Origin of the sequence: Kitasatospora sp. NPDC127116 (assembly GCF_042677365.1) — a bacterium.
Classification (GTDB): domain Bacteria; phylum Actinomycetota; class Actinomycetes; order Streptomycetales; family Streptomycetaceae; genus Kitasatospora; species Kitasatospora lactacystinica.
In genome coordinates this window covers 1-26259 of the sequence record NZ_JBHXTL010000100.1, presented here as the reverse complement: position 1 = coordinate 26259, position 26259 = coordinate 1, and the positions used below count along the sequence as shown (strand labels likewise).

The following is a 26259-nucleotide window of genomic DNA, read 5'->3' as shown; positions in this document are numbered from 1 at the left end:
TGTTGACGCCCGCGCCGCGCCGGACAGCACTGCGCCGGCCGGACGGGAGGCGCCGCGGCGCACCCTCTTCATTACCCTAGGGGGGTATGGTATGTTCACCAGCGAAGCAGCCGCCCGGACAGCCCGGCCGGCGCCGGGCATCCACGACAGGAGCACACCCATGAGCGAGACCACCGTCACCGTCGAGTCCGCCGCCACCGAGACCTCCTCCTGCTGCGGCTCGTGCGGCACCGGCGCCGGCGCGGCCCCGGCCGCCGAGTCCGCCCGGACCTCGGTCTTCCAGGTGAAGGGCATGACCTGCGGCCACTGCGTCACCTCGGTGACCGCCGAGTTGAAGAAGCTCGACGGCGTCGACGACGTCGCCGTGGACCTCGCCACCGGCACGGTCACCGTCGGCAGCACCCGGTCGCTCGCCGACTCCGAGGTGGCCGCCGCCGTCGACGAGGCCGGCTACGAGCTGGTCGGCCGCGTCGAGGGCTGACCCGCGGACGTCGGCCCGGGCGGGCACCACCCCGCCCGTCCGGGCCGACTCCCCCTACCGCGCCGCCGGTAGAGTGTGGGCACGCCTCACCGCACAGGAACCGGAGACGGCCATGGCCAGCTACAGCTCCCACAAGGACGACTTCCTCAAGCGGCTCCGCCGCATCGAGGGCCAGATCCGTGGTCTTCAGCGCATGGTCGAGCAGGACACCTACTGCATCGATGTCCTGACCCAGGTCTCCGCCGCCAGTCGCGCCCTCCAGTCCTTCGCCCTCCAACTCCTCGACGAGCACATCGAATGCTGCGTCCGGGACGCCATCGCCGAGGGCGGCCAGGAGGCGGGCACCAAGATCCGCGAGGCCAATCAGGCCATCGCCCGTCTGGTCAGGTCCTGACCTTCGTCAGCGACGCAGGCTCCACCCCGGCTCCCGGCCGCTCACGCGCCGGGAGCCGTCGCCGTTACGGGGTGGGGGTATGCTCGACGGCCATCCGGCTTGTGGAGATGCCGACTTGGGGGATCAACCGGGTCGTCGATCGATGACGCCCCGACACCCCGACGCCCTCAGACCCGGTCGAGCGGGCGGTGCGGGCCGTCGGGCAGCTCGACCGCGACGGTGTCGCCGGGCCGGACCGGGCCGCCGGTGCGGACGATGCCCATGATTCCGGCGCGGCGCACGATCGTGCCGTCCTCGGCGCGGCCGACGACCTGCTTGAGCAGGCCGGGCCGGTAGGCGTCGATCTGGGCGCACGGGTTGCGCAGGCCGGTGATCTCCACCGCCGCCTCCGGGCCGATCCGCAGCACGGCGCCGACCGGCAGGCCGAGCAGGTCCACGCCCTCGGTGGTGATGTTCTCGCCGAGCGCGCCCGGCGCCACGTCGAAGCCCGACTCGCCGAGTTCGGCGAGCAGTTCGCGGTGGATCAGGTGGACCTGGCGCAGGTTGGGCAGGGTCGGGTCCTGGGCGACGCGGGAGCGGTGCCTGACCGTCACCCCGGCGTGCACGTCGCCCTCGACGCCGAGTCCGGCGAGCAGCGTGATGCCGTCCCGGTTCGGCTTGGTGAACGAGTACTCGGCGTTGCTGCTGACCGCCACCACGGTGCCGCTCATGTTCCGGACTCCCTTCACGGATGTTCGTTCGATCGACGCTGAGGCACGGCCACCGCGCGGTCAACCCTCCGAGGGTGCCCGCAGCAGCGGCAGCACGACCTCGTCCAGGATCTCCTCCACCACCCGGTCCGGCGCCACCGTCCCGCCCGTCAGGAAGGCGTCGCGCAGCAGGTCGAGCGGGAGCGAGACGACCCTCGGGGTGATCCGGTCGGGGTTGATCTCGCCCCGGCCGGCGGCTCTGCGCAGCATCGTCTCCAGGGTGTTCACCGGGCCGCCGGAGGTCAGCGAGCCGGTGAAGCGGGCCCGGAGTTCCGGGTCGCGGAGCAGGTCGACCAGGAAGGCGTGCACGGCCTCGCCCGGCAGGTCGTCGAAGCGGTGCAGCAGGCTGCGCATGAAGAGCAGCATGTCGGCGCGCAACTCGCCGGTGTCCGGCGGTTCCTGGAAGTCCGGGGCGTTGCGGCCGAGGGCGGCGATGACCAGGGCGGGGCGGTTCGGCCAGCGTCGGTAGAGCACCGGTTTGCTGGTCCGGGCACGGGCGGCGACGCCGTCCATGGTGAGCCGGTCGTAGCCGTGCTCGACGAGTTCGCCCCAGACGGCGTCCAGGATCGCCCGTTCCAGTTCGTCGCCGCGCCGCCGCACCGGCTTGCCCTGCTCCACGGGTTTCCGCACCCACCCCTCGTAGATACGTTGCGTTTCTTGTGGGCCCGAGTCTACAGTCGGAAGCAGGAAACGCGCCGTATCTTATGGCCGGACGGCCGAGGGGGATCCGTCATGCGCACCGTTCACAGCACTCGCCCCGCCCACCCCGACCGTGCGACCGAGGTCCTGGTGGCCGGCGCCGGCCCGGTGGGCCTCGCGCTCGCCGTCGGCCTGGCCCGCGCCGGGGTCGCCTGCCGCGTCGTCGAGCGGGAGCCGGGCTTCCGCGACCGGGGCGTGCGCGGCAAGGGGATCACCCCGCGCACGCTGGAGGTCTTCCACGACCTCGGCGTCGCCGACGCGATCCTCGACCGGGGCACGCTCAACCTCAAGGTCCGCACCTACGAGGGCGACCGGATCGTCGGGGAGGTCGACCCGGCGCCCACCAACCGCCCGACCCCCGACCGCCCGTACAACGGCATGCTGCTGCTCGCCCAGCACCACACCGAGGCCGTGCTGCGCGAGCGGCTCGCCGGGCACGGCGTCACCGTCGAGACCGGCACCGAGCTGGTCGGCCACACCCAGGACGCGGACGGCGTGCTCGCCACCCTCCGCCGCGACGGCCGCACCGAGCAGCTGGGCGCCCGCTTCCTCGTCGGCTGCGACGGCGGCCGCAGCACCGTCCGCAAACTGGCCGGCATCCCCTTCCTCGGCGAGACCTGGGACGAGGAACGCTTCCTGATGGCCACCCTGGACGTGGACGGCCTGGACGCCGACCGCATGCACCTGTGGAACCACCCCCGACTGGGGGTCGGCGCCCTGGTGCTGGTCCCGATGCGCGAGGACGACACCTGGGCCGCGCACGTCCTCGTCGAACCGGACGGGCACGGCGAGCTGCCGGCCCCGACCCCGGAGACCTTCCGCCGGCTGTTCGCCGAACGGGCCGGCCTGCCCGGGGTCCGGCTGCACGAGCCGACCTGGTCCACCGTCTGGCGGCCGACGGTCCGGATGGTCGAGCGCTACCGCGACGGCCGGGTGTTCCTCGCCGGGGACGCCGCACACTGCCACTCGGCGGCGGGCGGCCAGGGCATGAACACCGGCATCCAGGACGCGCACAACCTGAGCTGGAAGCTGGCCGCCGTGCTGCGCGGCGCCCCCGAGGCACTGCTGGACAGCTACCAGGCCGAGCGGCTGCCGGTCGCCGCCGCCGTCCTGGCCGCCACCTCCGCCCAGCACCGCAGGCTGTTCAGCGCCGACGGCGCCCGCGCCCTCACCGACCAGTTCCGCACCATGTCCAACGCGGCGGGGGCCGACTTCACCGGGCTGTCGGTCGGCTACCGGGGCGGGCCGCTCGGCCGCGACCTCGACGACACCACCGGCATCCGGGCCGGCGACCGCGCCCCCGACGCGCCCTGCACCACCGCCGACGGCACGCCGACCCGGCTCTTCGACCTGTTCCGCGGCCCGCACCTCACCCTGCTGACGGTCGGCGAGCACCCGGCCCTGGCCGCCGGCTCCACCCCGTCCGTCCCGTCCGTCCCGTCCGACCCGTCGGACCCGTCGGACCCGTCGGACCCGTCGGACCCGTTCGATCCGCCCGCCCTCCCGGGCCTGCGCCGGGCCGCCGTGCTCGATCCCGACGGCCACGTCGCCCGGGCGTACGGGCTCCGCGGCGACGCCGTCGTGCTGGTCCGCCCGGACGGCTACGTCTCGCTGACCGGCGCCACCGTCGACCGGGCCACCCTCGCCGCCCACCTGGCGGACTACGCCCCGGCGGGCTGAGCCCCGCCCCGGGCCCGTTCGTCGGCCCCGGCTCCGGCCCCGCTGCCGCCCCCGCCCCGGGCCCGTTCGTCGGCGTCGGCGTCGGCGTCGGCGTCGGCGTCGGCGAGCCACAAGTACACCGGTGCGAGCCCGAGTTCGATCACCATCAGCACCAGCTGGAACCAGTGCGGCCGGCCGTCCACCACGATCGACAGCACCCGCGCGAGGCCGCCCAGCAGGAGCACCGCCGCCAGCCACCGGACCGTCCCGGCGGGCACCGGCGCCTGCCGGGCGGCCCGGATCCAGGCGACGCCGTACCCGGCGAAGACCGCGCCCATGAAGCGGCCGAAGCTGCCGACCGTCGGACCGGCGTCCGCGATCCCGGGCATCGCGTCGTTTCCCAGCAGGATGTGGAGGAAGCCGATCGCCACGCAGGCGATCCCCATCGTCCACGTGAGCACCCGTAACGCCTTGGCCATGACCCACCCACCCGTCAGAGGTCTGGTTGACACGTGTCTACCAACCGTGCCCCACCAAGCTAGCGCCGACAAGTAGACATGTGTCAAGTAGCCTGGCCCGCATGCCAGTCCACGAACGACGCCGTCGGCTCTCCCTCGCCGAGCGACGCGCCCAGCTGCTCTCCGTCGGCGCCCGGATGTTCGCCGAACGGCCGTACGAGGAGGTGCTGATGGAGGAGGTCGCCGAGCGGGCCGGAGTCTCCCGCGCGCTGCTGTACCGGCACTTCGCGAGCAAGCACGACCTCTTCGCGGCGGTCTACCGGGAGGCCGCCGACGGCCTGCTCGCCAAGACCCGCTTCGACCCGGCCGACACCCTGATCGAGCAGCTGGTCGAGGGCATGGACGCCCACCTGGACTACTTCATCGCCAACCGGCACGCCGTGCTCACGGCCAACCGGGTGCTGGCCGGGGACCAGGTGATCCAGACGATCATCGCCGAGGAGCTCGACGCCCTGCGCGGCCGGCTGCTCGGCGTCCTCCCGCTCGCGGACGAGCGGGCGCGGCAGGCGGTGTCACAGGTCCTGCGCAGCTGGCTGGTGTTCGTCCGGGTGCTGGTCATCGACTGGCTGACCGAGGAGACCTGCACCCGCACCGAGCTTCGGGACGCCTGCATCGGTGCCGTACTGGGCGCCCTCCGGCCGCTGCTGCCCGCCGATCCGGCACCCGACCGGGAGCGCCGAGGGCATATCATCGGGGCGTAACGGGAGAAGCACCACAAGCGTCCAATTGCCTATGAATATATGACAATTACGCGCTTCGACTCCCCTCGACCAGCCGGACCTCCGAACCCCGCGAAGGGACCCATGGACTCCGTCGCAGCCGACCCCCGGACCACCCTCCCCCCACTCCACCGGCTCCCCCTCACCCCTGCCCAGCCGCCCCACCCCACCACCCTCCCGGACGGCACCCCCGCGTGGCTGATCACCCGCTACCACGACGTCCGGCAGGTCCTCGGCGACCCCCGGGTCACCCGGGCCGACCTGCATGACGTCGGCACCGCGGGTGCCACCGCCGACGTGGCCGCCAACCCGGCGTCCCTGTTCAACCAGGACGGGCCCGCCCACCGCCGGCTGCGCGGCACCGCCCAACGGGCCTTCACCCCGCGCGCCATCGCCGGCTGGCAGCCCTGGGTCGCCGCCGCCGTCCAGCAGTCCGTGGACCGGCTGGTCGCCGCCGGCCCGCCGGCCGACCTCGTTCCCGCGTTCGCCCGGCCGGTGCCGTTCGCCGTCACCACCCGGCTGATGGGGCTCGACGGGGACGGGCCCGACCACCTGGACGAGGAGCGGCTGCACCGCTGGACGCTCGCCCTGCTCGCCCAGGGCGAGGACGAGGGCGGGAACCAGAGCTCGGCCGATCTCCAGGCCGAGGACCGACGCGGCACCGAGACCGGTCACGACGACACCCTCGCCGAATTCGGCGCCTTCATGGGCGAGTTGGTCGCCCGCCGGCGCCGCGAGCCCGGTGACGACCTGGTCAGCCGGCTGGTCCGGGCCGCGGACCAGGACGGCGGCGTCCCCGAGGAGTCCCTCGTCTTCCTGGTCGCCGGGCTCACCGCCAGCGGCAACGAGAGCGTCGCCGGGGCCCTCGCCAACGCCCTCGTCTACGTGCTCGGCGAACGCCCCGAGCACTGGCCGCGCCTCGCCGACCCGGCCATCGCCGAGCGCACCGCCGAACGCCTGCTGCACTACATCCCGCTCGGCGACGACGAGGCCACCATCCGCCGCACCACCGCGCCGATCGAGGTCGGTGACGTCACCATCCCGGCCGGCTCGGTCGTCGCCGTCAGCCTCGGCAGCGCCAACCGCGACCCGGCCGTCCATCCCGAGGGCCTCGACGCCGACCTCGGCCTCCCGCTCGCCGCCCCCACCCTCGCCTTCAGCGCCGGACCGCACTACTGCATCGGCGCCTGGCGGGTCCGGCTGGAGATGCGCGAGTCCCTGCACCGCCTCGCAACCGCGCTGCCCGGCCTGCGCCTCACCGTCCCGGTCGCGGACCTCGCCTGGCAACTCGGCGGCACCACCCGGAGCCCGGCCCGCCTCCCGGTGGACTGGTAGCCGCGTCCGGGAGCGCGGTCGGCGCCCCGCTCGGCGTCAACAGTCGGGCAGGGCGCTCGGTCACCGCTCCCGGCGCCGCTCGACGCACTCGGCGTCGCCGCGCCGGTGCTCATGTTCCCGCCGGACAGCGGCTGTTCCTCCGCACCGTTCACCCGAACAGCTCATCCGAACAGCCCGTCCCCCAGCGTCCCGCCCTCGGGCGCGCCCGGCAGCACGTAGGCCACCGCCGAGGCCGTGTGCTCGACGAAGGCGTTGAGGGCGTCGCGGGCGGCCAGCCGGTTCTGGACCCGGGTGAACTGGGCCGGGTCGCGCATGAAGGCGCAGAACAGCAGGCCGCGGTCGCCCGGGCCGTCGTCGTAGCTGTAGCCGCGCCGCAGCATCCGGGCGCCGCCGTCCAGCCGGGGACTGGAGAGGCGGACGTGCGCGGTGGCCGGGATGACGTACGAGCCGTCCGGGTTCTTGGTGTAGATGTCCGGCTCGTCGTGCTCCGCCGTGCCGGTGAGCGGGGCGCCGTCGCCGGCCCGGCGGCCCATCACCTGCTCCTGGCGGTCCCCGGGGAGGGCGGCGAAGGCGGCGGTGTCCATCCGGATCCGGCGGTAGACCAGCGTCGTCCCGTGCTCGTACGGTCCCGGCGGACCCCAGACCCACTGCCCGCTGTCCGTACCGTCCGGGTTCGCCGTGCCGTCCTTGAAGCCGAACAGGTTGCGCGGGGTGGCGCCCCCGGTCGTCCGGGCCAGGAAGCCGGACTGCGTCCAGCGCACCGTCGCGCCGGCCGCCCGGGCCGCATCGCCCACGTGCTCGGCGACCACGGACAGCGGCCAGCGGTCCACCGCGCACAGCTGGACCACCAGGTCGCCGCCGCCGCGCGCCGGGTCGAGCCGGTCCCCGGGGAAGGCGGGCAGCTCGGTCAGCAGGGCCGGCGGAACGTTCAGCCCCAACCGGGCGGCGAGGCCCGGCCCGACCCCCACCAGGCTGCTGAGCCCGGCCGGCCGGCCGTCCCGCAGCCGCGCGTCCGCCGGGCGGGCGCCCGCCGCCTCGGCCAGCACCCGGGTCAGCCCGCCGAGCAGGCCGCGCAGGGCGGCCCGCCCGTCCGAGGTCGCGGCGGGCGCCAGGTCGAGGGCCAGCAGCTGGGTGGCCGGCTGCTGCGGGGCCGTCACCCCGGCCTGCCGTTCGCCGTGGAAGGGTTCGGCGGACGGCTCCGGCGCCGCTGCCGGCCGGCCGGGGTCCGCCCGGCCGTCGCCGCCGCCCAGGGCCAACGCCGCGGCCCCGGCACCGAGTCCGGCGGCCGCCACCGCCCCGCCCGTGATCAGGGCCCTCCGACCCACACCGGTCCTGACGGTCGGTGTCCGGTCCTGCGCCTTTCCGGCTTCGGCATGCATGGGCGACATTGGAGACGATAGAACACGCCGTATGCAACTTTTGACCACCCGTCACCCCGGTCCGACCGAAGCACCCCCACGCGGGGCCCGAACCGTCAGGCGTCTGCCCGCGCTGCTCGCCGCCGCCGTCCTCGCCCTCGCCGGCTGCTCCTCGGGCGGCTCGGCCTCCTCCGACGCCAAGCACCCGGACGGCACGGTCATCCGGGTCCCGCAGCACTTCCCGACCGTCCAGCAGGCCGTCGACGTGGCCCGCGAGGGGGACACCGTGCTGGTCGACCCGGGCACCTACCGGGAGAGCGTGCGCCTCACCAAGCCCAAGATCGTGCTGCGCGGCACCGACCGCAACACCGTGGTCCTGGACGGCGGCCTGCGGCTGGTCAACGGCATCACCGTCTCCGGCCCCGGCTCGGTGGTGGAGAACCTCACCGTCCACGGCTACCTCGCCAACGGCGTGCTGTTCACCGGCGTCACCGACGAGAAGCTGCAGCAGCACGGCGCCGGCGGCTCCGCCTACGACCCGCTGGACACCGTCCGCTTCCCGCCCGTCCAGGGCTTCCGCGCCAGCAACGTCACCGCGTACAACAACGGCCTGTACGGCATCTACGCCTTCGACGCCCGCGGCGGAGTCATCGAGGACTCGTACGCCTCCGGGGGCGCCGACTCCGGCATCTACGTCGGCCAGTGCAAGCCCTGCGACACCCTGGTGCGGGGCAACACCGTCGAGCGCAACGCCGTCGGCATCGAGATCACCAACGCCTCCGACAACCTCACCGTCGTCGGCAACCTGGTCCGCGGCAACCGGGTCGGCGTCACCCTCAACTCCAACGACCTCGAAGCCCTCGCCCCGCAGCACGGCGCGGTGATCGCGGGCAACGTCGTCACCGACAACAACGCCACCGACACCCCCCAACAGGCCGACGGCGCCTACGGCATCGGCATCGGGATCGGCGGCGGCACCGTCAACCAGGTGCAGCGCAACCTGGTCCGGGGCAACCGCGCGGCCGGGATCCTCGTCACCGACCCGCCCGGGCACCCGGCGAGCGGCAACCGCGTCGAGGACAACCGGGCCACCGGCAACGGCACCGACCTGGTGCTCGCCTCCGTCGATCCGGGCAACTGCTTCACCGGCAACCAGCCGGCCGTCCAGAGCCCGGACGGCCTGGAGGGCCTGGCGGGCTGCGCCGTCCAGGGCCGCGGCGCCCCGCCCCTCGGCCGGACCAGCCCGGTCCAGTCGCCGCCCGGCATCCCGTTCAGCCAGGTCCCGGCCCCGCCGGCCCAGCCGTCGCTGCCGGACCCGACCGCGCCCGGCCGCCCGGCGACCGACCTCCCGGGCCCGGTCGACCCCGGCGCCTACCCGCTGCCGGAGGCCGCGGACGCCGTGCCGAAGCACTGACCCCGGGCGCGACCGGGGGCGCGGGCGCTCGCGTCGCCCCGCCCGTGCCCGCCACGCCCCGCCCCGGCCGGGCGGGCGGGGCAGGCGGGCGGGGCACAGGCGGGGCGGGCGGCCGGGAATCCGGCCGGATCCACCGAAGCCCACCGGACACTCCGGACACCGGCGGATGACCCCGACACCCTTCCCGACACGGACAGTTCGGGACACCTCAGGCAGTTCGGAAACCGCCCGAACGGCCCTCCGCGGACATGACATACTGCGTCGGTGACCTCAGCCGACCTGGCCGCGAAGCCCTCGAAAAGCCGTCCTCAACTGGGCCGGAAGTTCCACCTGCTGTGGTCCGCGTCGGCGATCTCCTCGGTCGGCGACGGCATGCGGGACTCCGCCCTGCCGCTGCTGGCGGTGGCCGTCTCCGACTCCCCCGGCGCGGTCTCCGTGGTCTCCGTCGCCGCGTCCCTGCCCTTCCTGCTGATGTCCCTGTACGGCGGAGTGCTCGCCGACCGGGCCGACCGGCGACGGCTGATGTGGACGATCGACGCGGCGCGCGCCGCCGTCGTCCTGGGCTTCGCCTGCTGGATCTTCGTCGCCGACCCGCCGCTGGTCGCGCTCGCCGCACTGGCCTTCCTGCTCGGCTGCGGCGAGACGGTCTTCTCCAACGCCGCCACCTCGGCCGTCCCCGAGCTGGTCCGCCCCGACCAGCTCGACGCCGCCAACGGCCGGATGCAGGCCAACATGCTCGTCGGCGGCAACCTGATCGGCCCGCTGCTCGGCTCGGCGCTGTTCGCCGTGGCCGCCGCGGCCCCCTTCACGGTGGACGGCGTGTCCTTCGCGCTCGCCGCCGTCCTGGTCGCCGCCACCGGCCGCTCCGCCGCGCCGCGCACCCGGGCCGACCGCCGCCCGGTGCTCACCGAGATCCGCGAGGGCGTCGACTGGCTGCTCCGCCACCGCGACGTGCGGATGCTCGCCTTGCTCTCCACCCTCGGCGCGCTCGCCTGCTTCATGGGCACCACCATGATGGTCCTGATGGTCACCAGGGTCATCCACGCACCCGCCGCCGCCTACGGCATCGTCCTCGCGGCCGGCGCCATCGGCGGCACCGCCGCGAGCACGCTGGCCGGCCGGCTCAGCCGGCTGCTCGGCCGGGGCACCCGGATCGCCCTCGCCTTCCTGCTGATGGGCGTCTCGCTGATCCTGATGGGCCTGAGCACCTCGGTGGCCGAAGTGGCCGTGCTGTACGGCGTGGTCGGCTTCGGGATCGTCACCTGGAACATCCAGGCGATCTCGCTGCGCCAGCAGGCCGTGCCGAAGGAGCTGCTCGGCCGGGTCAACAGCTGCTACATGCTGCTCAGCCGTCTCGGCATCATGGCCGGCGCCGCCCTCAGCGGCTGGATCGCCTCCGCCGTCGGCATCCGCACCCCGCTGCTGATCGGCGGCGGCCTGCTGCTCGCCCTGCTGGTCGCGGTGCTGCTCCTGCTCCCGCGGATGGCCGCGCTGGAGGCCGTCCCGGCGGGCGCCGCGTCGAACTCCGGCGCCGGCGTCGGGGCCGGGTCCGAGGCCGAGTAACCCCGGTGCCGGAAGGGCGGCTTTCGCGTCCTCCCACTCAACGGCCCCTGCCGGCCGGTATGGTGACCCGAGGGGTGGCGCCGGGAAGACTGGTCGGTGCACAGCACCGCATGCCCTGAGGAGAGCCGTGAACGCCAACCACCCCACCGCCGCGGACCGGTCGACCGCCTCCGACTCCCCCCACTCCCCCGATTTCTCCGCTGCCTCCGCTGCCTCCCGCGCCGAAGCGCCGCCCGTCGGCCTCGGCCCCCTGGTGCGGATCGACGGCGGCTGGTTCATCGGCGACCACGAGAGCACGGCGCACCTCGCCGTCCTCCCCGGGGGATTCGAGCACCGCGTCGCCGGGCGGGATCCGTTCCTGGTGCCGTGGGACCGCCTGATGAGCCTGCAACTCGGGTTCACCCGCGGCCGGTTCCCCAGCACGCCGGTCGGCGGCCTCCCGAACTCGTACGACGGCGCGATCGGCGCCCACGGCTCCTGCCTCAGCGCCATGGTCCGGCACCCCTACGACCTGTGGCGGCCCCGGTTCGTCCACCACGGGTGGTGGTACCCGGCGCCCGAGCTCACGGTGCTGCGCCAACTGCTGGGGGACATCGTCGACCTCGGCCACGTCGAACGTCTCGGTGACGACGCCTGGCTGACCTCGGCCGTCGAGGAACTGGCGGCGGACCGCCACCTCCGGAAGTGGCGGACCGGAAAGGCCGTCATGGAAGGCGTGAAGGAGATCATCACCCGCGGGGCGTGACCTTCGCCCGGCGCCCCGGACTCCCCATGGACAGGTCAATCCGTTGTCCGTAGAATTCTTCTGACAGGTCGACAGATCGGGGCGGCCGTGACGGCGCAGCCCCGGTCGGCCCGTACCGGGTGATGCGGCAAGGCCGCAGCCCCCGACGCCGAGCCGGGCGCCGGATCGCTCCCCCGTCGATCCGGCGCCCCTCCGCCCGAATGTCGCGCACAGGGCACGTCGCACCACCCACCGGGGCCGCGATCTCGCCGCCGCCTCCGAGGGCCTCTTCTCTTCCTGCGAACGTCGCGCTTGCTTCGGGCGCCGCTTCCGTCAGGCCTCGCCCTGCGCCGGTTCGCCGGTGGTCCGCGGGCGCCCGGCGTCCCCGAGGTGGGGGAACTCCCCATCCGGGGACGGGGGTTAGCCCCATGGTCGATGGCTTTCGCACCGGGATAGCGTCGTCGGGTCCGCCCCGCGACGGGGCCCGTTCAGGAACGTCCTCCAGATCTGGGGAATGACATGCGCCAGCAGTACGGCCGTCTCGCGTCCTTCGTCGTCCTCGCGGCCGCCGTGGGCGGTCTCGGTGCCTGCGGGTTGGCTCCCGACAACAACTTCGACGACGACGCCGCGGTGAGCGGGACGATCACCGCGGTGAAGCTCGACACCACCTCCGGCGGCGTGACCCTGCGCGGCAGGGACGGCCTCGACACGGTCTCCGTGCACCGGTCGGTCAGCTACAAGAACGACAAGCCGGGCGCGACCAGTCGGGTCGAGAACGGCGTGCTGGTGCTCGGCGGCTGCGGCCAGCACTGCTCGGTCACCTACACCGTCGACGTCCCCGCGGGGCTGCCGGTCAGCGGCCGGACCTCCACCGGCGCGGTCAGCCTCTCCCGGGTGGGCGCCGTGCAGGTCTCCACCCACTCCGGGGCGGTCGACCTGGACGGGGTGAACGGCAGCACCGAGGTGAAGACCACCAACGGCGCCATCACCGGGCGCGGACTGAACGGCGACGGCATCCGGGCCGAGACCCACAACGGCGCGATCGACATCACCTCGACCAGGCCGCAGGACGTCTCCGCGTCGACCTCCAACGGCGCCATCACCCTGCTCGTGCCGGCCGCCACGTACAAGGTGTCCGCGAAGAGCGACAACGGCCACCAGGACATCGGGGTCTCCGACGACCCGTCCGGCCGGTACCGGCTCACCCTGAGCACCAGCAACGGGCACATCACGGTCAAGCAGGCCTGACGATCCCCGCGGCGCGCTGCCGCCCGGCGGTCGGCCTGGCGGCAGCGGCCCGCCGGCGTTCCCGGCGAATCCGGTGGGGCTCCGATCCTCGTCGCGAGGAGGCCCCTTCGTACGAGGTCGACAGCAGCGGTATATCGAGCCGCCCGCCGGCGCTCCGCGGCCTCGGAGCCGGGCCGTCCGCACGGTCCGGCGCCCCGGCCGGCCGTCGGCCACCGGGGTCACAGGCCCAGGTCGACGGCCAGGCAGTTGTAGAAGTTCCAGGAGCTCTCGGGGTTGTACGCGTCGTTCGCCGCGCCGCCCGGGCCGCCCGCCGCCTCCTCGGTCATGTCCTCGAAGCGGATGCGCTCGGGAAGGGTGCCGTAGCGGGCGTGCCGCGCCTCGGCGGCGGGGTCGCCCGCGGGCTGCTTGCTCATGGCCACTCTCCTGACCGGCGGTCACGGACGGCGCCCGCACGGCGCCGGGGACGACCTTCAGGGTGCACCGTACATCGTCACCCGTCAAGACGGTGATGACATCTGGGGCAAAACACCCGCGCCTCACACGTGCCTGGCCGACTCCGCACTCCCGACACCTTGTTGAAGATGCAGGGATCCGCCCCGCCCCATTTCCAACCTCCTTCCAGAGTCCATGAGTTACCGGGCAGTCCCGGCGTGACGACGCGGCGCGGCCTCCCCTCGGGCGCCGCACCCTTTTCCGCCCTTCGGGCGTCACCATCTTGACAGGTGACGATCGGGCACGGCAGTCTCATCACCCGTCAGGGCAGTGATGGCTTCGGTGCTGCCGACCGCCCCTTGCGGGCCGCCGCCCGCGCCACCGCCCACTGACGGCCCGCCCCGCACCCGCCCCGCACCCGCCGCCCGGCACCGTCACCCGGCGGTGCCGGGCACGGGCCTGCGCAGGGGCCGGCCGCGGGGCGCGACGCGCCGGACGGACCGACAGGAAGGGGACGCGGGGCCACGTGGAACCGACCAACGGGAGGATCGTCGGCCGCGAGCACGAGCAGCGGGTGCTCTCCGGATTCGTGACGGCCGCCGAGGGCCGCTCCCTCGTACTGCGGGGCGACGCCGGTGTCGGCAGGAGCACCCTGCTGGAGCACGCCGCCGGGCTCGCCGCCGACCGGAACCACCGGGTGATCAGGGCGTGCGGCGCGGAGGCCGAACGGGAGCTGCCGTTCGCGGGCCTGCACCAGTTGCTGCACCCGCTGCTGGTCGACCTCGGCCGGCTGGACGACGTCGACCGGGCGGCCCTCGACGTCGTGTTCGGCCGCGGCGGAGGCCCGTCGCCCTCGGTCATGGCCCTCGGCGTCGCCGTCCTCGGCCTGCTCTCCCGCGCGGCGTCCCGGCAGCCCCTGCTGCTGGTGCTCGACGACGGCCAGTGGCTCGACGGCCCCAGCACCGAGGTGTGCGGGTTCGTCGGGCGGCGCCTGACCGTGAGCCCGGTGAAGCTGCTGGTCGGGCTGCGCTCCGACGTGCCCTGCGACTTCGACCGGGCCGCGCTGCCGCCGCTGCCGGTCGGCGCGCTGTCGGGGCCGGCCTCGGAGCAGCTCCTGGCCCTGCGCCATCCCGGCCTGGACCCCCGGATCCGGCGGCTGGTCCTGGACGAGGCCCGGGGGAACCCGCTGGCCCTGGTGGAACTGCCGCCGCAGGTCCTGCGCACGGCCCCCGCGCTGCCCGACGGCCGGGCGGCGGGCGGCCGGCCGGAGCTGCCGGGGTGCGCGGGCGTCCCGCTGCCCCGCCGGCTGCGGCACGTGTACGGCGCCCGGATCGGCGCGCTCGGCGAGGCCGTCCGCGCGGAGCTGCTGCGCGGAGCCCTGGACGGCGTCGCCGCGGGCGCGGTGCCCGGCCGCACCCTCCGCGCGCACTACCGGATGACGGGCGCCGAGGCGGCGGCGGACAGCGGGCTGCTGGACGTCGACCCGTTCAGCGGCGAGTTCGTCTTCCGGCACCCCCTGGTGCGGTCGACGGTCGTCCAGCTGGCGACTCCCGGTGAGCGGCGTTCGGCGCACGCCGTGCTCGCCCGGGTGCACCGCGAGGACCCGGAACGGCGCGCCCTGCACCTGGCGGCCTCGACGGTCGGCCCGGACGAGGCGGTCGCGGCCGCGCTGGAGAGCGCCGCCGGCTCGATCACCCGGCGCGGCGGGGCGGTGGCCGCGGTGACCTGGCTGACCCGGGCCGCGGAGCTGAGCGGGAGCCGCGCGGAGCGGTCCCGGCGGCTGGGCGACGCGGCCTTCGTGGCCGGTCACGCCGGCCTGCTGGACCGGGCGCGGCAGCTGGCGCGCTGCGACGGCGCGTCCGGCGCGGGCGCCTCCCCGGCCTCGGTGCTCGTGTCGGCGTACGGCGCGCTCCACGAGGACGGGGACGTCCGGTCCGCACGGCGCCAGGTCCTCGCCGCGATCGAGGGGATCCGGGACAGCGGTGGGCACGAGCCGACCGAGGCGCTCACCCGGCTGGTCGACCTGCTCCTGACCGTGAACCGGTACGCCGCCGACGAGACCGGGTGGGAGCGGACCCACGAACTCCTCGCCTCCCTGGGCGACCTGGTGCCACCGACCTCCCGCCTCTGCCAGGACGCCTGGAGCGACGTGGTCCGGCGCGGCGCCGGGGTGCGGGAGCGGGTGGAGCGCGCGTTCGCCGGCCCGGACACACCGCAGCCCTGGGAGCTGGCCCGGCTGTCGGTCGCCGCCCACCACGTGGACGCCCTCGGCCGGTTCCGGCCGCACCTGCGGCGCGGCGTCGAGCGCGAGCTGCGGACCGGGGCCGCCACGGCCGGTCTGACCATGCTGCACCTGATCATGCTCGACCAGCTGGCCGCCGGGGAGTGGGACGAGGCCGAGCGGACCGGGGAGCGCGGCCTGGAACTGGCCGCCGCCCACCAGCACCCGCTGTTCGCCCAGCAGACCCGCGCGCACCTCGGCCTGCTGGCCGCGATGCGCGGCCGGGCCGACCGCGCACGGGAGCTCCGGGCCGACGTCGACGCCTGGGCCCGCCCCCGCGGCGTCGGCCTCCTCACCCAGCTCGCCGACGCCGTCGGCGCCGCCGCCGCCCTCGCGGCCGGCGACTACGAATCCGCCTACCTGCACGCCACCGCCATCACGCCGCCCGGCTCCTTCGCGCCCTGCGCGCAGCAGGCCTCCCGGACGCTGCTCGACCTGGTCGAGGCGGCCCTGCACACCGGCCGCCGCGAGGAGGCCCGCCGGCACGCGCTGGCCGCCCGGGAGGCCGGCCTGCCCGACCTCTCCCCGCGCCTGGCCCTGGTCACGTACGGCGCGCTCGCCATGACCGCCGCCGACCCGGCGGAGGCCGCCGAGTGGCGCCGCCGCGCCGAGGGCCACCCGGCGGCCGGCGCCTTCCCGTTCGAGCTCGCCCGGATCCGCCTCGCCCACGGCGTCCGGCTGCGCCAGGCCCGGGGGCGGAAGGCCGCACGGTCGTCGCTGACCTCGGCCGCGGAGGCGTTCGAGCGGCTCGGCGCGGCCGGCTGGGCCGAGCGGGCCCGGGCCGAACTGCACGCCACCGGCGCCTGCCCGCCGGCCTCCCCGGCCCACGGCGCGGCCCGTGTCGCGGCCCTGACCTGGCAGGAGCGCCGGATCGCGGACCTCGCCGCGGGCGGTCTGACCAACAAGGAGATCGGCCTGCGCACGCGGCTGTCCCCGCGCACCGTCGGCTCCCACCTCTACCGGGCGTTCCCCAAGCTCGGGATCACCTCCCGCGCCGCCCTGCGCGACGCCCTCGACCGGATGCCCGCCGCCCCGGACGCGTGACCCCGCCGTACGGCGGCGGTCCCGGCCACCCGCCTTGGATCGTCACCACCTTGACAGGTGACGGAGGTGCATGGAAACCTTGCGTCACCGGTCAGAGTAGTCACTTTTGATGAGGACACCCACCATGGCAGTCGTACGGTTCCATCTCGTCTCCGCGCTCGGCACGGAGGACGTCCTGGCGGTGCTGACCGACTTCGGCCCGTCCCGCGCCGAGGCCTGGCCGAGCATCGACGCCGAGCACTTCGAGGTCCACGCGCTCGGCGACACCTGGGCCGAGGTCACCGAGGGCACCTCCGCCGCCTGGGAGCGCGCCCGCTACGAGTGGGAACCGGGCGGCGACACCGTCACCGTCACCACCCTGGACTCCAAGCTCTTCGGCCCCGGGGGCGGCTGGGTCTTCCGGATGACCCCCGAGCAGGACGGCACCCGGGTCGACGTCCAGCTGACGCGACAGCCGAACACGCTCAAGGGCCGGATGCTCGCCGCGCTGCTCCCGGTCGCCGCTCCCCCGGCCCTGCGCAAGTCCTTCGCGGGACCCCTGCGGGTCAAGTGACCCCGCACCGAAGGGGCCGACAGCACCGGCTGTCGGCCCCTTCGGCATGCCGCGGCCGAGGCGAAGGCCGCTGCCACGAAGGGCAGTTGCCGGTCGACACCCACCGGGGCGCACACCCGTCCGGCCACCCGGCGGCCGGCGGCTCCTGCTACAGTGGCCGTGACCTGTAGTCGTGTGATCGAGGAGTGGCAGACGTGGCGGGTGACGACGACATCTCCGGGTGAGACCCGGATCTGACGGCCACCGGCCGGTGCTTCAGGAGCGCCGCCGAGGTGGTCGGCTTCGTCGTACCCATCTTCCGCACGTCTGCCCAGGGCAGAGGTCCATCTTCCTGCCCTCATTCCCTTCGAGGTCATCCCCATGTCCGACGCTGCCGTCGTCTGCTCCAACGTCTCCTTCGCCTGGCCCGACGACACCCCGGTCTTCCACGACCTGTCCTTCACCGTGCCCGCCGGCCGGACCGGCCTGGTCGCCCCCAACGGCTCCGGCAAGAGCACCCTGCTCAAGCTGATCGCCGGCGAACTCAAGCCCGCCACCGGCTCGGTGACGGTCACCGGACGGCTCGGGTACCTCCGCCAGAGCCTGCCCCTGACCTCCGGCCTCACCGTCGCCGAGGTGCTCGACATCGCCCGGATCATCCGGGCCATCGACGCCGTGGAATCCGGGGACGTCGACGAGCGGCACTTCACCACCATCGGCGACGACTGGGACATCGAGGAGCGCACCCGCGCCCAGCTCGACCGTCTCGGCCTGGCCGACCTCACCCTGGACCGCAGCCTGAGCACGCTCAGCGGCGGCCAGATCGTCTCCCTCGGCCTCGCCGCCCAACTGCTCAAGCGCCCCGACGTGCTGCTGCTCGACGAACCGACCAACAACCTCGACGCGCACGCCCGGCACAAGCTCTACGACGTGCTGGAGGACTTCAACGGCTGCCTGCTGCTGGTCAGCCACGACCGCGCGCTGCTCGACCGGATGCAGCACATCGCCGAACTCGGCAACGGCGAACTGCGCTTCTACGGCGGGAACTTCACCGCGTACGAGGAGGCCGTCCGGGCCGAGCAGGAGGTCGCCGAGAAGAACGTCCGCAACGCCGAACAGGAGCTGAAGCGGGAGAAGCGGGAGATGCAGCAGGCCCGCGAACGCGCCGAGCGCCGCCAGAGCAACGCCGCCCGCAACCTCAAGAACGCCGGCCTGCCCCGCATCTTCGCCGGAAACATGAAGCGCGGCGCCCAGGAGTCCGCGGGCCGGGCCGGCCAGATGCACGCGGCCCGGGTCGGCGAGGCCAAGGCCCGGCTCGACGAGGCCGGGCGCGCCCTGCGCGAGGAGCAGCGCCTCTCCCTGGAACTGCCCGACACCCAGGTGCCCGCCGGGCGCAACCTCTTCCTCGGCGAGGGCCTGCAGGTCCGCCACGCCGGCCGGCCGGTGTTCGCCGAGGGCGGCGTCGACCTGAGCGTCCGCGGCCCCGAGCGCATCGCGCTGACCGGGCCCAACGGCGCCGGGAAGAGCACCCTGCTGCGCCTGGTCACCGGCGAACTCGCCCCGGACAGCGGGGAGATCAAGCGCAACGACGGGCGGATCGCCTACCTCTCGCAGCGCCTGGACCTGCTGGACCTCGACCGCACCGTGGCGGAGAACTTCGCCGCGTTCGCCCCCGAGCGGCCCGAGACGGAGCGGATGAACCTGCTCGCCCGCTTCCTCTTCCGCGGGGCCCGGGCCCACCTGCCGGTCGGGGTGCTCTCCGGCGGCGAGCGGCTGCGCGCCACCCTGGCCTGCGTGCTGTGCGCGGACCCGGCCCCGCACCTGCTGCTGCTCGACGAGCCGACCAACAACCTCGACCTGGTCAGCGCCGGCCAGCTGGAGAGCGCCCTGAACTCCTACCAGGGCGCCTTCCTGGTGGTCAGTCACGACGAGCGCTTCCTCGCCGAGATCGGGGTGAACCGCTGGCTCCGGCTGGCCGACGGCACGCTGAAGGAGACCGGGGCGCCCGCGGTGTGAGCCGCCGACGTGCGACGCGGCCCGCCGAGGCACCGTGCCCGGCGGGCCCACCACCCCTCACCTCGGAAGGTTCCCCGTGCTCCAGCACGCCCTGATCGCCCACGACCTCGTCCGCGACCTCGGCGGCCGACGCGTCCTCGACGGCGTCGGCCTGACCGCCGCCCCCGGCCACCGGATCGGCCTGATCGGGGAGAACGGCGCCGGCAAGTCCACCCTGCTGCGGGTGCTCGCCGGCGTGGACGAACCCGACGCGGGAAGCGTCTCGCGCCCCGCGGACCTCGGCTTCCTCCATCAGGAGATGCCCTTCGAGCCCGGCGCCACCGTCGCCGCCGTCCTGGACGACGCGCTGCGCGAGGCCCGCGAGGACCTCGCGGAGCTGGACCGGCTCGGCGCGGAGATCGCCCGCGTCCCGGAGTCCGACCCCGGCCACCCGGACCTCCTGGACGCCTACGGCAGGCGCCTGGAACAGGCCCGGTACCGGGAGTCGTGGGACGCCGACCGCCGGGCCGAACTGGTCCTCGACGGGCTGGGCCTGGACACGCTCGGGCACGACCGCACGCTCGGCTCGCTGTCCGGCGGGCAGCGCGGCCGGGTGGCGCTCGGCGCACTGCTCGTGCGACGGCCGGCCGCGCTGCTGCTGGACGAGCCGACCAACCACCTCGACGACGGCGCCGCCGCCTTCCTGGAGGAGCGGGTCCGCGAACTGCCCGGCACCGTCGTCGTCGCCACCCACGACCGGGCGTTCCTCGACGCCGTCTGCACCGATCTGGTCGACCTCGACCCGGCGGTGGACGGACCGGTCCGCTACGGCGGCGGCTACAGCGCCTACCTGGGCGAGCAGCGCGCCGCGCGGGAGCGCTGGGAGCGGCGCCACGCCGAGGAGCAGCAGGAACTGGCGCGACTGCGCCAGTCCGCCGGTGCGACCGCCCACCTGGTCGCACCGGACCGGGGACCGCGCGACCACGAGAAGATGGGCTACGGCCACCGGGCGGGCCGGGTGCAGAGCCAGGTCTCCCGCCGGGTGCGAAACGCCACCCGGCGGCTGGAGGAGCTGGAGCGCGCACAGGTCACCGCGCCGCCGCGCCCGCTGCGGTTCGCCGTCCGGGCGCTGGCCGCGGAGGCCGAGGCGCCGGTGGCAGCGGAGGTGGCGGCAGCGGCAGCGGCGGAGGTGGCGGCAGCGGCAGCGGCAGCGGCGGAGGTGGCGGCAGCGGCAGCGGCAGCGGCAGCGGACGTCAACGCCCCGGCCGCGGACGCCGGTGCGCCGATCGCCGGCACCGGGGAGGACCCGCGGCCGCTGGTGTCGCTCCGGGACGTCCGGGTTCCCGGCCGGCTCGTACTGGACGCGCTGGAGGTGGCGGCGACCGACCGGCTGCTGGTCACGGGCGGCAACGGGACGGGCAAGTCGACGCTGCTCGCCGTCCTCGCCGGGCACCTCGCCGCCGAGGGCACCGTCCGCCGGCACCCCGGGCTGACGGTCGGGCTGCTCACCCAGGACACCGTGTTCGACCGGCCCGACCGCACCGCCCGCGCCACCTACCGGCTGGCGCTGGGAGCGGCCCGCGCCGAGGAGGTGCCGCTCGGCTCGCTGGGGCTGCTGCCCGCGGCGGACCTGGACGAGCCCGTCGGCCGGCTGTCCGTCGGGCAGCGCCGACGGCTCGCACTGGCGCTCCTGGTCGCCGACCCGCCCGGACTGCTGCTGCTCGACGAGCCCACCAACCACCTCTCCCCGCGGCTGTGCGACGAACTGGAGGAGGCCCTCGGCACCGGTCCCGGCGCGATCGTCCTCGCGAGCCACGACCGCTGGCTGCGCCGGCGCTGGCGGGGCCGCGAGCTGCGGCTGGACCCGGCCGGCGCCACGCGTTATTGCACCTCGACACAGTCACCTGTCAGCATGGTGATGTGAACCTTGACCATGTCTTCGTCTGCGGGCACCCGGCCCTGGACTTCGCGGCCACGCTCCGTGCACGACGCACGGTCCGGTTCGAGATGTTCGTGACGCCGGAGCGCCTGAACGCCTGGTACCTGGACTGCGGGCTGGTGGACACGATCACGCCCGGTGACGAGCACGACGTCCGCGAGGCGACGACCGTCCGCGAGGCGATCTACCGGCTCGTCACCAACCGGCGGCTCGACGAGGCCTTCGACCGCGAGGCGCTCGCCGTGCTCAACGCCGCCGCGCGCAAGCCGCCCGTGACACCGCAGCTCACCATGACCGGGCGGCACAACGAGGCGACCCCCGAGCAGGCGCTGGCGACCGTCGCGCGCCAGGCGGTCGAACTCCTCAGCGGCCCGGACGTCCCCCTGATGAAGGAGTGCGGCAACCCGGAGTGCACCCGGGTCTACATCGACCGCTCCCGGGGCATGCGCCGCCAGTGGTGCGGCATGGAGTCCTGCGGCAACAAGATCAAGGCCGCCGCCTACCGCGCGCGGAAGAAGACGCCGTCCACCGCGGGCGCCCGGTAGTCCCTCCACGACCGCGCGCCCCGGCGGCCGGACCCCGGCACGGGTACCAGGCACCGCCATCCGTGCCGAGGGGGTGAACGGTTGCGACCCGCCGTCCGGCCGCGTCCGCTCGCCCGGACCGGCGGAACACCGGTCCGGGAAGTGACGAACACGCCCGGCCGCCCGGAGGCACGTGTGCGCCCGGGAAGGCGCGTGCCGCCCGCGCGCTCCGGCCGGTCGTGCGGTGCGGTGCGGGGATGTGGGCGGGTCCCGTGCCGGACGGGGGAACAGGCGCGGGACCCGCCGTCAGGGGGGCGGCTCAGGCGGCGACGCCGGCGTGGATGACGACCGGGATGTTGTCGCGCGTGGCCTTGGAGTACGGGCAGATCCGGTGGGCGGCGTGCGCCAGCTCCTCGGCGGTGGCCCGGTCCACGCCGCCGAGCACGGGGCGGAGGACCGCGGAGAGCGCGAACTCGTCGTCGTCGCCGTGGGTCAGGGTGATCTCGGCGGTGACGGTGGTGCTGGTGAGCCGGATCCCGCGGTCGCCGGCCGCCCGGCGAAGGGCCCCGAGGAAGCACGCGGCCCAGCCGGCCGCGAGGAGCTGCTCCGGGTTGGTCGCCGTACCGCCGCCGCCGAGCTCCTTCGGAATGGCGAGACCGGTCTCCAGCAGCCCGTCGGAGGAACGGACCCGGCCGCCGTTGCGGCCCTCGCCGTCGACGTCGACAACGGCGGTGTAGCTGACTGCCATGACTGGTGCTCCCCATCTGGATCGAATCGGTGTCCGACCCGTCACGGTGACGCACTCACACCTTCGAAGCATCACCGGTCGAGCCGGTGACGAAATGATGGCAACCCGATGCGTCACCAGTCAAGCCGGTGACGCGCCCCGATGGTCTTCGCACCGCCGCCGAACCGCCTGCGGGAGAACGGCCCTGACGCGACGCCAGGCCGAGCGACGGCGACCACGGGGCGGATACCACACAACAGGCGGAAAGCCGGAGAAGATGCCGAAGCCGAACCGCCCCGAGGCCGGTACGTGCTATGGCCGACCGGCCGCACACATGCCATGCTCTCCGAGGCGACGGATGGGGACCGACCGGCGGGGGTACCGTGGAGTTCCATGTGCTCGGAGCAGTCGAACTGTCCGTCCACGGAAGGCCCGTGGCGCTCGGCACCAACAAGCTGCGCTGTCTCGCCGCGGCACTCGCACTCGACGTCGGCCGACCGGTACCGCTGGACACCCTGATCACCCGGCTCTGGGGCGACGAGCCCCCGGCCAAAGCCCGGGAGGCCGTGCACTCCTACGTCTCCCGGCTGCGCTCCGCGCTCCGGAAGGCGCAGCACCCCGACGACGGCGCGCCGCCCGCGGTGATCAACCGCAAGTCGCACGCCTACGCCCTGGACACCGATCCGAACCGGGTCGACTGGCCCCGGTACGTCCGGCTGGGGCGACGCGCCCGATCGCTCGCCGACGCGGGCAACGACCGCCAGGCGCTCGAACTCCTCCGGCGCGCCGACGACACCTGGCGGGGCGAGCCCCTCGCCGGCCTGCCCGGCCAGTGGGCCCGGGCCACCAGAAGCACCATGCGCGACCAGTGGCTCGCCACCATGCTGACCCGCTGCGAGGTCGAGCTCAGACTCGGACACTTCGCCGAACTCGTCCCCGAACTGGCCGCGTTGGCGGAACAGCGACCGACCGACGAGCGGGTGGCGGGCCACCTGATCACCGCGCTCTACGGCTGCGACAGGTTCGCCGAGGCGCTGGACGTGTTCCGGCGGACCCGGCGGGAACTGCTGGAGTACCTCGGCGCCGAACCCGGCGAACAGCTCAGGGCACTTCAGCAACGCATCCTTCGCCGCGCCCCGATCGGCGAGATCCTGACCCGCCCGGGGCGGCCCGTCGCTCCGCCCATCGCCGCCGAGCACGGCCCCGCGCGCAGCAACTACCTCCCCGTGCGGCACCGGATGGTGGGCCGCGACGCGGAACTCCGGCACCTGCTGTCGGCACCCACGAGCGGCTCGCCGGACGGCGCGGGCGGCTGCATCCGCGCGGTCTCCGGCATGGCCGGCACCGGGAAGACCAGCCTCGTCGTCACCGCCGCGCACCTCCTCCGGGACCGCTTCCCGGACGGCCGGTACTACGTCGACCTCCGCGCCAACGGCGGCGCCCAACAGCCGCTGGACACCGAGGCGGTGGCGACGTTGCTGCTCAGACAGTTCGGGGTCCCGGCCGCCTCGATCCCCACCGACCGGGACGAGCTGGCGTCCCGGTGCCGCGGCCTGCTCGCCGAACGCCGGGCCGTGGTCGTGCTCGACGACGCCCGGGGGCCCGGACAGGTCCGCCCCCTGCTCCCGGGCAATCCCGCCTCCTGCATCCTCGTCACCAGCCGTCATCGGCTCGCCGAACTCCCCTGCAGTCCGCTCTACCTCGACCCCATGTCGCCCGAGGACGCGGCCGGACTCTTCGTCGCACTGGCCGGAAAGGAACGGACCGGCGATCCCGCCCAGGTCGATGCGCTCGTCGAGCGGTGCGGCGGACTCCCGCTCGCCGTCGACCTGGCGGCGAGCCGGTTCAAGGCCCACCCCACCTGGTCCCTGGAACACTTCGTGCGGCGGCTGTCCCGCAGCGGCGGCCGGCTCAACGAACTCCGCCACGGGCTCGAAAGCGTGGCCCTGGCCTTCGACGTGTCGTACCGCTCGCTCTCCCGTACCCAGCAGGAGGCGTTCCGCCGCCTCGGCCTGCACCCCGGACCCGACCTCGGCCCCGACACCGCCGCCGCCCTGATCGGACGGCCCCTGCGGGAGACAGACCGGATCCTGGAGAGCCTGCACGACCTGCACATGCTCCAGGAGAACTCGCCGGAACGGTACGTGCTGCACGATCTCCTGCGGGAGTTCGCCGTCGATCTCGTCACGGCCGAGGAACGGCGGCAGGCGATTCGAAGACTCACGGGTTTCGCCTTACGGGTGGCCGACCGGGCCGACCGCACGCTCAATCCCCGGCGATTCCGGCTGGCCCTCCCCCAAACTCCGCACCCCGCCCCCGTGGACGCGCTGGTGGACGGGCTCGACTGGCCCGACGACACGGCCGTCAGGGCCTGGCTGGGGGTGGAACTCCCCGGCCTGGTCGCCGTGGAGGCCCACGCCCGGGCCACCGGCCTGACCGAGGAGGCGGCCTGGCTCGCCCACGTCCTCGCCGACCACCTCGAAACCGAGGGACTGTGGCGCGAGGCCGACGAGATGCACCGGGCCTCGGCACACCACAGTCACGGCCGCGGCGAGGAGCTGGCCGAGAGCCACGCCCTCCTGGCCCTGGCCTCGATCCGGATCCGCACCGCCCAATACGCCGCTGCCGGACCGGCCGCCGAACGCGCTCTCGCGATCGCGGAGTCGCGGGGCGACGCCCAGTGCACCGCCGAGGCACTGGAGAGAATCGCGAAGATCCGCTGGAACCAGAGCGATCTGTCGGCTTCGCTGGCGACCCAGCGCGAGGTCGTCGAGATTCACCGGAAATCCGGGGACGAGTGGAACAGGGCGCGCTGCCTGAACAATCTCGGCGCGATTCTCATGCATCTCGGCGAAAACCGGGAAGCTCTGGAATCGTTCACCGAGGCGCTGCCATTGGCCGAATGCATGAACGATTCGCGGCTCCGACTCCAAATTCTCGGGAACCTTGCCGGAATGCATCTCAACGCTCGGGATCCGAATGCCGCCTGCCACGCCTTCGAACAGATTCTGGCAATCGGGGACGGCATCCTGTCGCCGAACGACCTGGCGATCATCCGCATGAACCTCGCGGGTTCCCTCCCGCTCCCTGCGGAGTCCGCCCGCGCCACCGAGCTCCTCCGAACCGCACTCCGCACCTTTCGCCAGATCGGAAACCGCCGGGTCGAGGCCGACGCCATCAACGGACTGGGAACCGTGTACCGGAAGACGGGGCAGTACGGCGCCGCTCTGGACCAGCACACGAGGGCCCTCGAACTCGCAAGATCGATCGGAGCCCAACGCGAGGCGGCCGCTGCGTTGCGCGGACTGGGCCAGGCCGAGCGGGACCTCGACCGGACAATCGACGCGCTCGACCACTTCCGGCTAGCCGCTGCCCTCTCCCGACAGATCGAGGCGACGGAGGAGGAGGCCGCCGCCTGCGAGGCGCTGGCCGAGCTGCAGCTGCGGACCGGACAGGTGGACACGGCCCGCACGACGCTTCAGCGTGCCATTGAGCTCTCCGAGTCAGCCCGCCTGCCAGAATCGAAAACATTGCGCAATCTTCGCAGCAGGTTCGACCAGTCAAGCGAATAAAACTCGTCAACTCTGCTCATTATCGACTACCGGCGGATTCGATTTGGCATTCGAACCATCCACCGTGCCATCATTTCCGTGATCAGCCGTTCAAACGATCATCGGGAAAGAAGTTTCGTGAACAAATTTGTCCTGTACGCGGCATCCGCTCTGGCCATAGGCCTGCCCGCGCTTCCCACTCCCCCGAATGGCACTTCCAGCGGACCCGCGACGACGTCGACCATTCAGGCCTGGATGCCGATCTGGGCGTTCCGCGCGGCGGTCGACGCCCCCGCCGCCGGGATCGAACCCGCGGCCGGTACGGCCGCCTGAGGCACCCTGGTGACCCGGCCCGCCGCCCACGACGGGGCGG

21 protein-coding genes are annotated in these 26259 nt (G+C 74.1%); 15 read left to right on the top strand and 6 right to left on the bottom strand.

Annotation, left to right across the window (positions count from 1 at the left end; all coding sequences use genetic code 11):
- The first annotated feature begins 160 nt into the window (after nucleotides 1–160).
- Both ACFVHV_RS31450 and ACFVHV_RS31445 read left to right on the top strand, forming a co-directional pair.
- Nucleotides 161–481 (top strand): heavy-metal-associated domain-containing protein, encoded by a 321-nt coding sequence (locus ACFVHV_RS31450; protein WP_380355569.1) that lies wholly within the window; start codon nucleotides 161–163, stop codon nucleotides 479–481.
- A 112-nt stretch (nucleotides 482–593) separates the two neighbouring features.
- Nucleotides 594–875, top strand: coding sequence for a metal-sensitive transcriptional regulator (locus ACFVHV_RS31445; RefSeq protein WP_380355567.1), 282 nt, complete (start codon nucleotides 594–596; stop codon nucleotides 873–875).
- Nucleotides 876–1042: 167 nt separating this feature from the next.
- On the opposite strand, the gene ACFVHV_RS31440 is transcribed toward ACFVHV_RS31445, so the two are convergent.
- Both ACFVHV_RS31440 and ACFVHV_RS31435 read right to left on the bottom strand, forming a co-directional pair.
- Nucleotides 1043–1585, bottom strand: a complete 543-nt coding sequence (locus tag ACFVHV_RS31440) for an MOSC domain-containing protein (RefSeq protein WP_380355564.1) — start codon at nucleotides 1583–1585, stop codon at nucleotides 1043–1045.
- A 60-nt stretch (nucleotides 1586–1645) separates the two neighbouring features.
- Nucleotides 1646–2254 carry a TetR/AcrR family transcriptional regulator gene (locus ACFVHV_RS31435; RefSeq protein ID WP_380355561.1) on the bottom strand — a complete coding sequence of 203 codons (609 nt, stop codon included), beginning with the start codon at nucleotides 2252–2254 and terminating at the stop codon, nucleotides 1646–1648.
- 102 nt (nucleotides 2255–2356) lie between these two features.
- Between ACFVHV_RS31435 and ACFVHV_RS31430 the strand changes: the two genes are divergently transcribed.
- Entirely contained in the window at nucleotides 2357–4003 is a 1647-nt protein-coding gene (locus tag ACFVHV_RS31430) for an FAD-dependent monooxygenase (protein WP_380355558.1), read from the top strand.
- Here ACFVHV_RS31430 and ACFVHV_RS31425 read toward each other — a convergent pair.
- Nucleotides 3985–4461, bottom strand: coding sequence for a DUF4345 domain-containing protein (locus ACFVHV_RS31425; protein WP_380355556.1), 477 nt, complete (start codon nucleotides 4459–4461; stop codon nucleotides 3985–3987). The two genes, ACFVHV_RS31430 and ACFVHV_RS31425, sit on opposite strands and share 19 nt — an antisense overlap.
- A 101-nt stretch (nucleotides 4462–4562) precedes the next feature.
- Between ACFVHV_RS31425 and ACFVHV_RS31420 the strand changes: the two genes are divergently transcribed.
- Nucleotides 4563–5201, top strand: a complete 639-nt coding sequence (locus ACFVHV_RS31420) for a TetR/AcrR family transcriptional regulator (RefSeq protein ID WP_380355554.1) — start codon at nucleotides 4563–4565, stop codon at nucleotides 5199–5201.
- 102 nt (nucleotides 5202–5303) lie between these two features.
- Complete coding sequence (locus ACFVHV_RS31415; RefSeq protein WP_359897319.1) at nucleotides 5304–6554, top strand: cytochrome P450; 1251 nt, start codon at nucleotides 5304–5306, stop codon at nucleotides 6552–6554.
- A 161-nt stretch (nucleotides 6555–6715) separates the two neighbouring features.
- Here ACFVHV_RS31415 and ACFVHV_RS31410 read toward each other — a convergent pair whose 3' ends face one another.
- Nucleotides 6716–7933 carry a Dyp-type peroxidase gene (locus ACFVHV_RS31410; RefSeq protein WP_380355551.1) on the bottom strand — a complete coding sequence of 406 codons (1218 nt, stop codon included), beginning with the start codon at nucleotides 7931–7933 and terminating at the stop codon, nucleotides 6716–6718.
- A 31-nt stretch (nucleotides 7934–7964) separates the two neighbouring features.
- On the opposite strand from ACFVHV_RS31410, the gene ACFVHV_RS31405 reads away from it, so the two are divergent.
- The 4 genes from ACFVHV_RS31405 (at nucleotide 7965) to ACFVHV_RS31390 (ending at nucleotide 12861) form a co-directional block, all read left to right on the top strand.
- Nucleotides 7965–9326: a right-handed parallel beta-helix repeat-containing protein gene (locus ACFVHV_RS31405; RefSeq protein ID WP_359897322.1), complete on the top strand. Its 1362-nt coding sequence runs from the start codon at nucleotides 7965–7967 to the stop codon at nucleotides 9324–9326.
- A 264-nt stretch (nucleotides 9327–9590) separates the two neighbouring features.
- Nucleotides 9591–10889 (top strand): MFS transporter, encoded by a 1299-nt coding sequence (locus tag ACFVHV_RS31400; RefSeq protein ID WP_380355548.1) that lies wholly within the window; start codon nucleotides 9591–9593, stop codon nucleotides 10887–10889.
- A 127-nt stretch (nucleotides 10890–11016) separates the two neighbouring features.
- Nucleotides 11017–11634, top strand: a complete 618-nt coding sequence (locus ACFVHV_RS31395) for a hypothetical protein (RefSeq protein WP_380355545.1) — start codon at nucleotides 11017–11019, stop codon at nucleotides 11632–11634.
- A 498-nt stretch (nucleotides 11635–12132) separates the two neighbouring features.
- Nucleotides 12133–12861 carry a DUF4097 domain-containing protein gene (locus ACFVHV_RS31390; protein ID WP_380355542.1) on the top strand — a complete coding sequence of 243 codons (729 nt, stop codon included), beginning with the start codon at nucleotides 12133–12135 and terminating at the stop codon, nucleotides 12859–12861.
- Between the two features lie 218 nt (nucleotides 12862–13079).
- On the opposite strand, the gene ACFVHV_RS31385 is transcribed toward ACFVHV_RS31390, so the two are convergent.
- Nucleotides 13080–13274 carry a hypothetical protein gene (locus ACFVHV_RS31385; RefSeq protein ID WP_359897331.1) on the bottom strand — a complete coding sequence of 65 codons (195 nt, stop codon included), beginning with the start codon at nucleotides 13272–13274 and terminating at the stop codon, nucleotides 13080–13082.
- A 545-nt stretch (nucleotides 13275–13819) separates the two neighbouring features.
- Here ACFVHV_RS31385 and ACFVHV_RS31380 point away from each other — a divergent pair.
- The 5 genes from ACFVHV_RS31380 to ACFVHV_RS31360 all read left to right on the top strand — a co-directional run bounded on the left by ACFVHV_RS31380 (nucleotide 13820) and on the right by ACFVHV_RS31360 (nucleotide 21629).
- Nucleotides 13820–16618 carry an ATP-binding protein gene (locus ACFVHV_RS31380; RefSeq protein WP_380355540.1) on the top strand — a complete coding sequence of 933 codons (2799 nt, stop codon included), beginning with the start codon at nucleotides 13820–13822 and terminating at the stop codon, nucleotides 16616–16618.
- A 124-nt stretch (nucleotides 16619–16742) separates the two neighbouring features.
- Nucleotides 16743–17171 carry a hypothetical protein gene (locus ACFVHV_RS31375; RefSeq protein WP_380355537.1) on the top strand — a complete coding sequence of 143 codons (429 nt, stop codon included), beginning with the start codon at nucleotides 16743–16745 and terminating at the stop codon, nucleotides 17169–17171.
- A gap of 360 nt (nucleotides 17172–17531) precedes the next feature.
- Complete coding sequence (abc-f, locus tag ACFVHV_RS31370; RefSeq protein WP_380355536.1) at nucleotides 17532–19166, top strand: ribosomal protection-like ABC-F family protein; 1635 nt, start codon at nucleotides 17532–17534, stop codon at nucleotides 19164–19166.
- Between the two features lie 76 nt (nucleotides 19167–19242).
- Nucleotides 19243–21069: an ABC-F family ATP-binding cassette domain-containing protein gene (locus ACFVHV_RS31365; RefSeq protein WP_380355533.1), complete on the top strand. Its 1827-nt coding sequence runs from the start codon at nucleotides 19243–19245 to the stop codon at nucleotides 21067–21069.
- Nucleotides 21066–21629, top strand: a complete 564-nt coding sequence (locus ACFVHV_RS31360) for a CGNR zinc finger domain-containing protein (RefSeq protein ID WP_359897339.1) — start codon at nucleotides 21066–21068, stop codon at nucleotides 21627–21629. The genes ACFVHV_RS31365 and ACFVHV_RS31360 overlap by 4 nt, the downstream gene beginning before the upstream one ends.
- Before the next feature lie 298 nt (nucleotides 21630–21927).
- On the opposite strand, the gene ACFVHV_RS31355 is transcribed toward ACFVHV_RS31360, so the two are convergent.
- Nucleotides 21928–22356, bottom strand: coding sequence for an Ohr family peroxiredoxin (locus ACFVHV_RS31355; protein WP_380355530.1), 429 nt, complete (start codon nucleotides 22354–22356; stop codon nucleotides 21928–21930).
- A 374-nt stretch (nucleotides 22357–22730) separates the two neighbouring features.
- On the opposite strand from ACFVHV_RS31355, the gene ACFVHV_RS31350 reads away from it, so the two are divergent.
- On the top strand, nucleotides 22731–25907 hold the full coding sequence (locus ACFVHV_RS31350) for a BTAD domain-containing putative transcriptional regulator (protein ID WP_380355527.1): 3177 nt from the start codon (nucleotides 22731–22733) through the stop codon (nucleotides 25905–25907).
- Nucleotides 25908–26259: the final 352 nt, after the last annotated feature.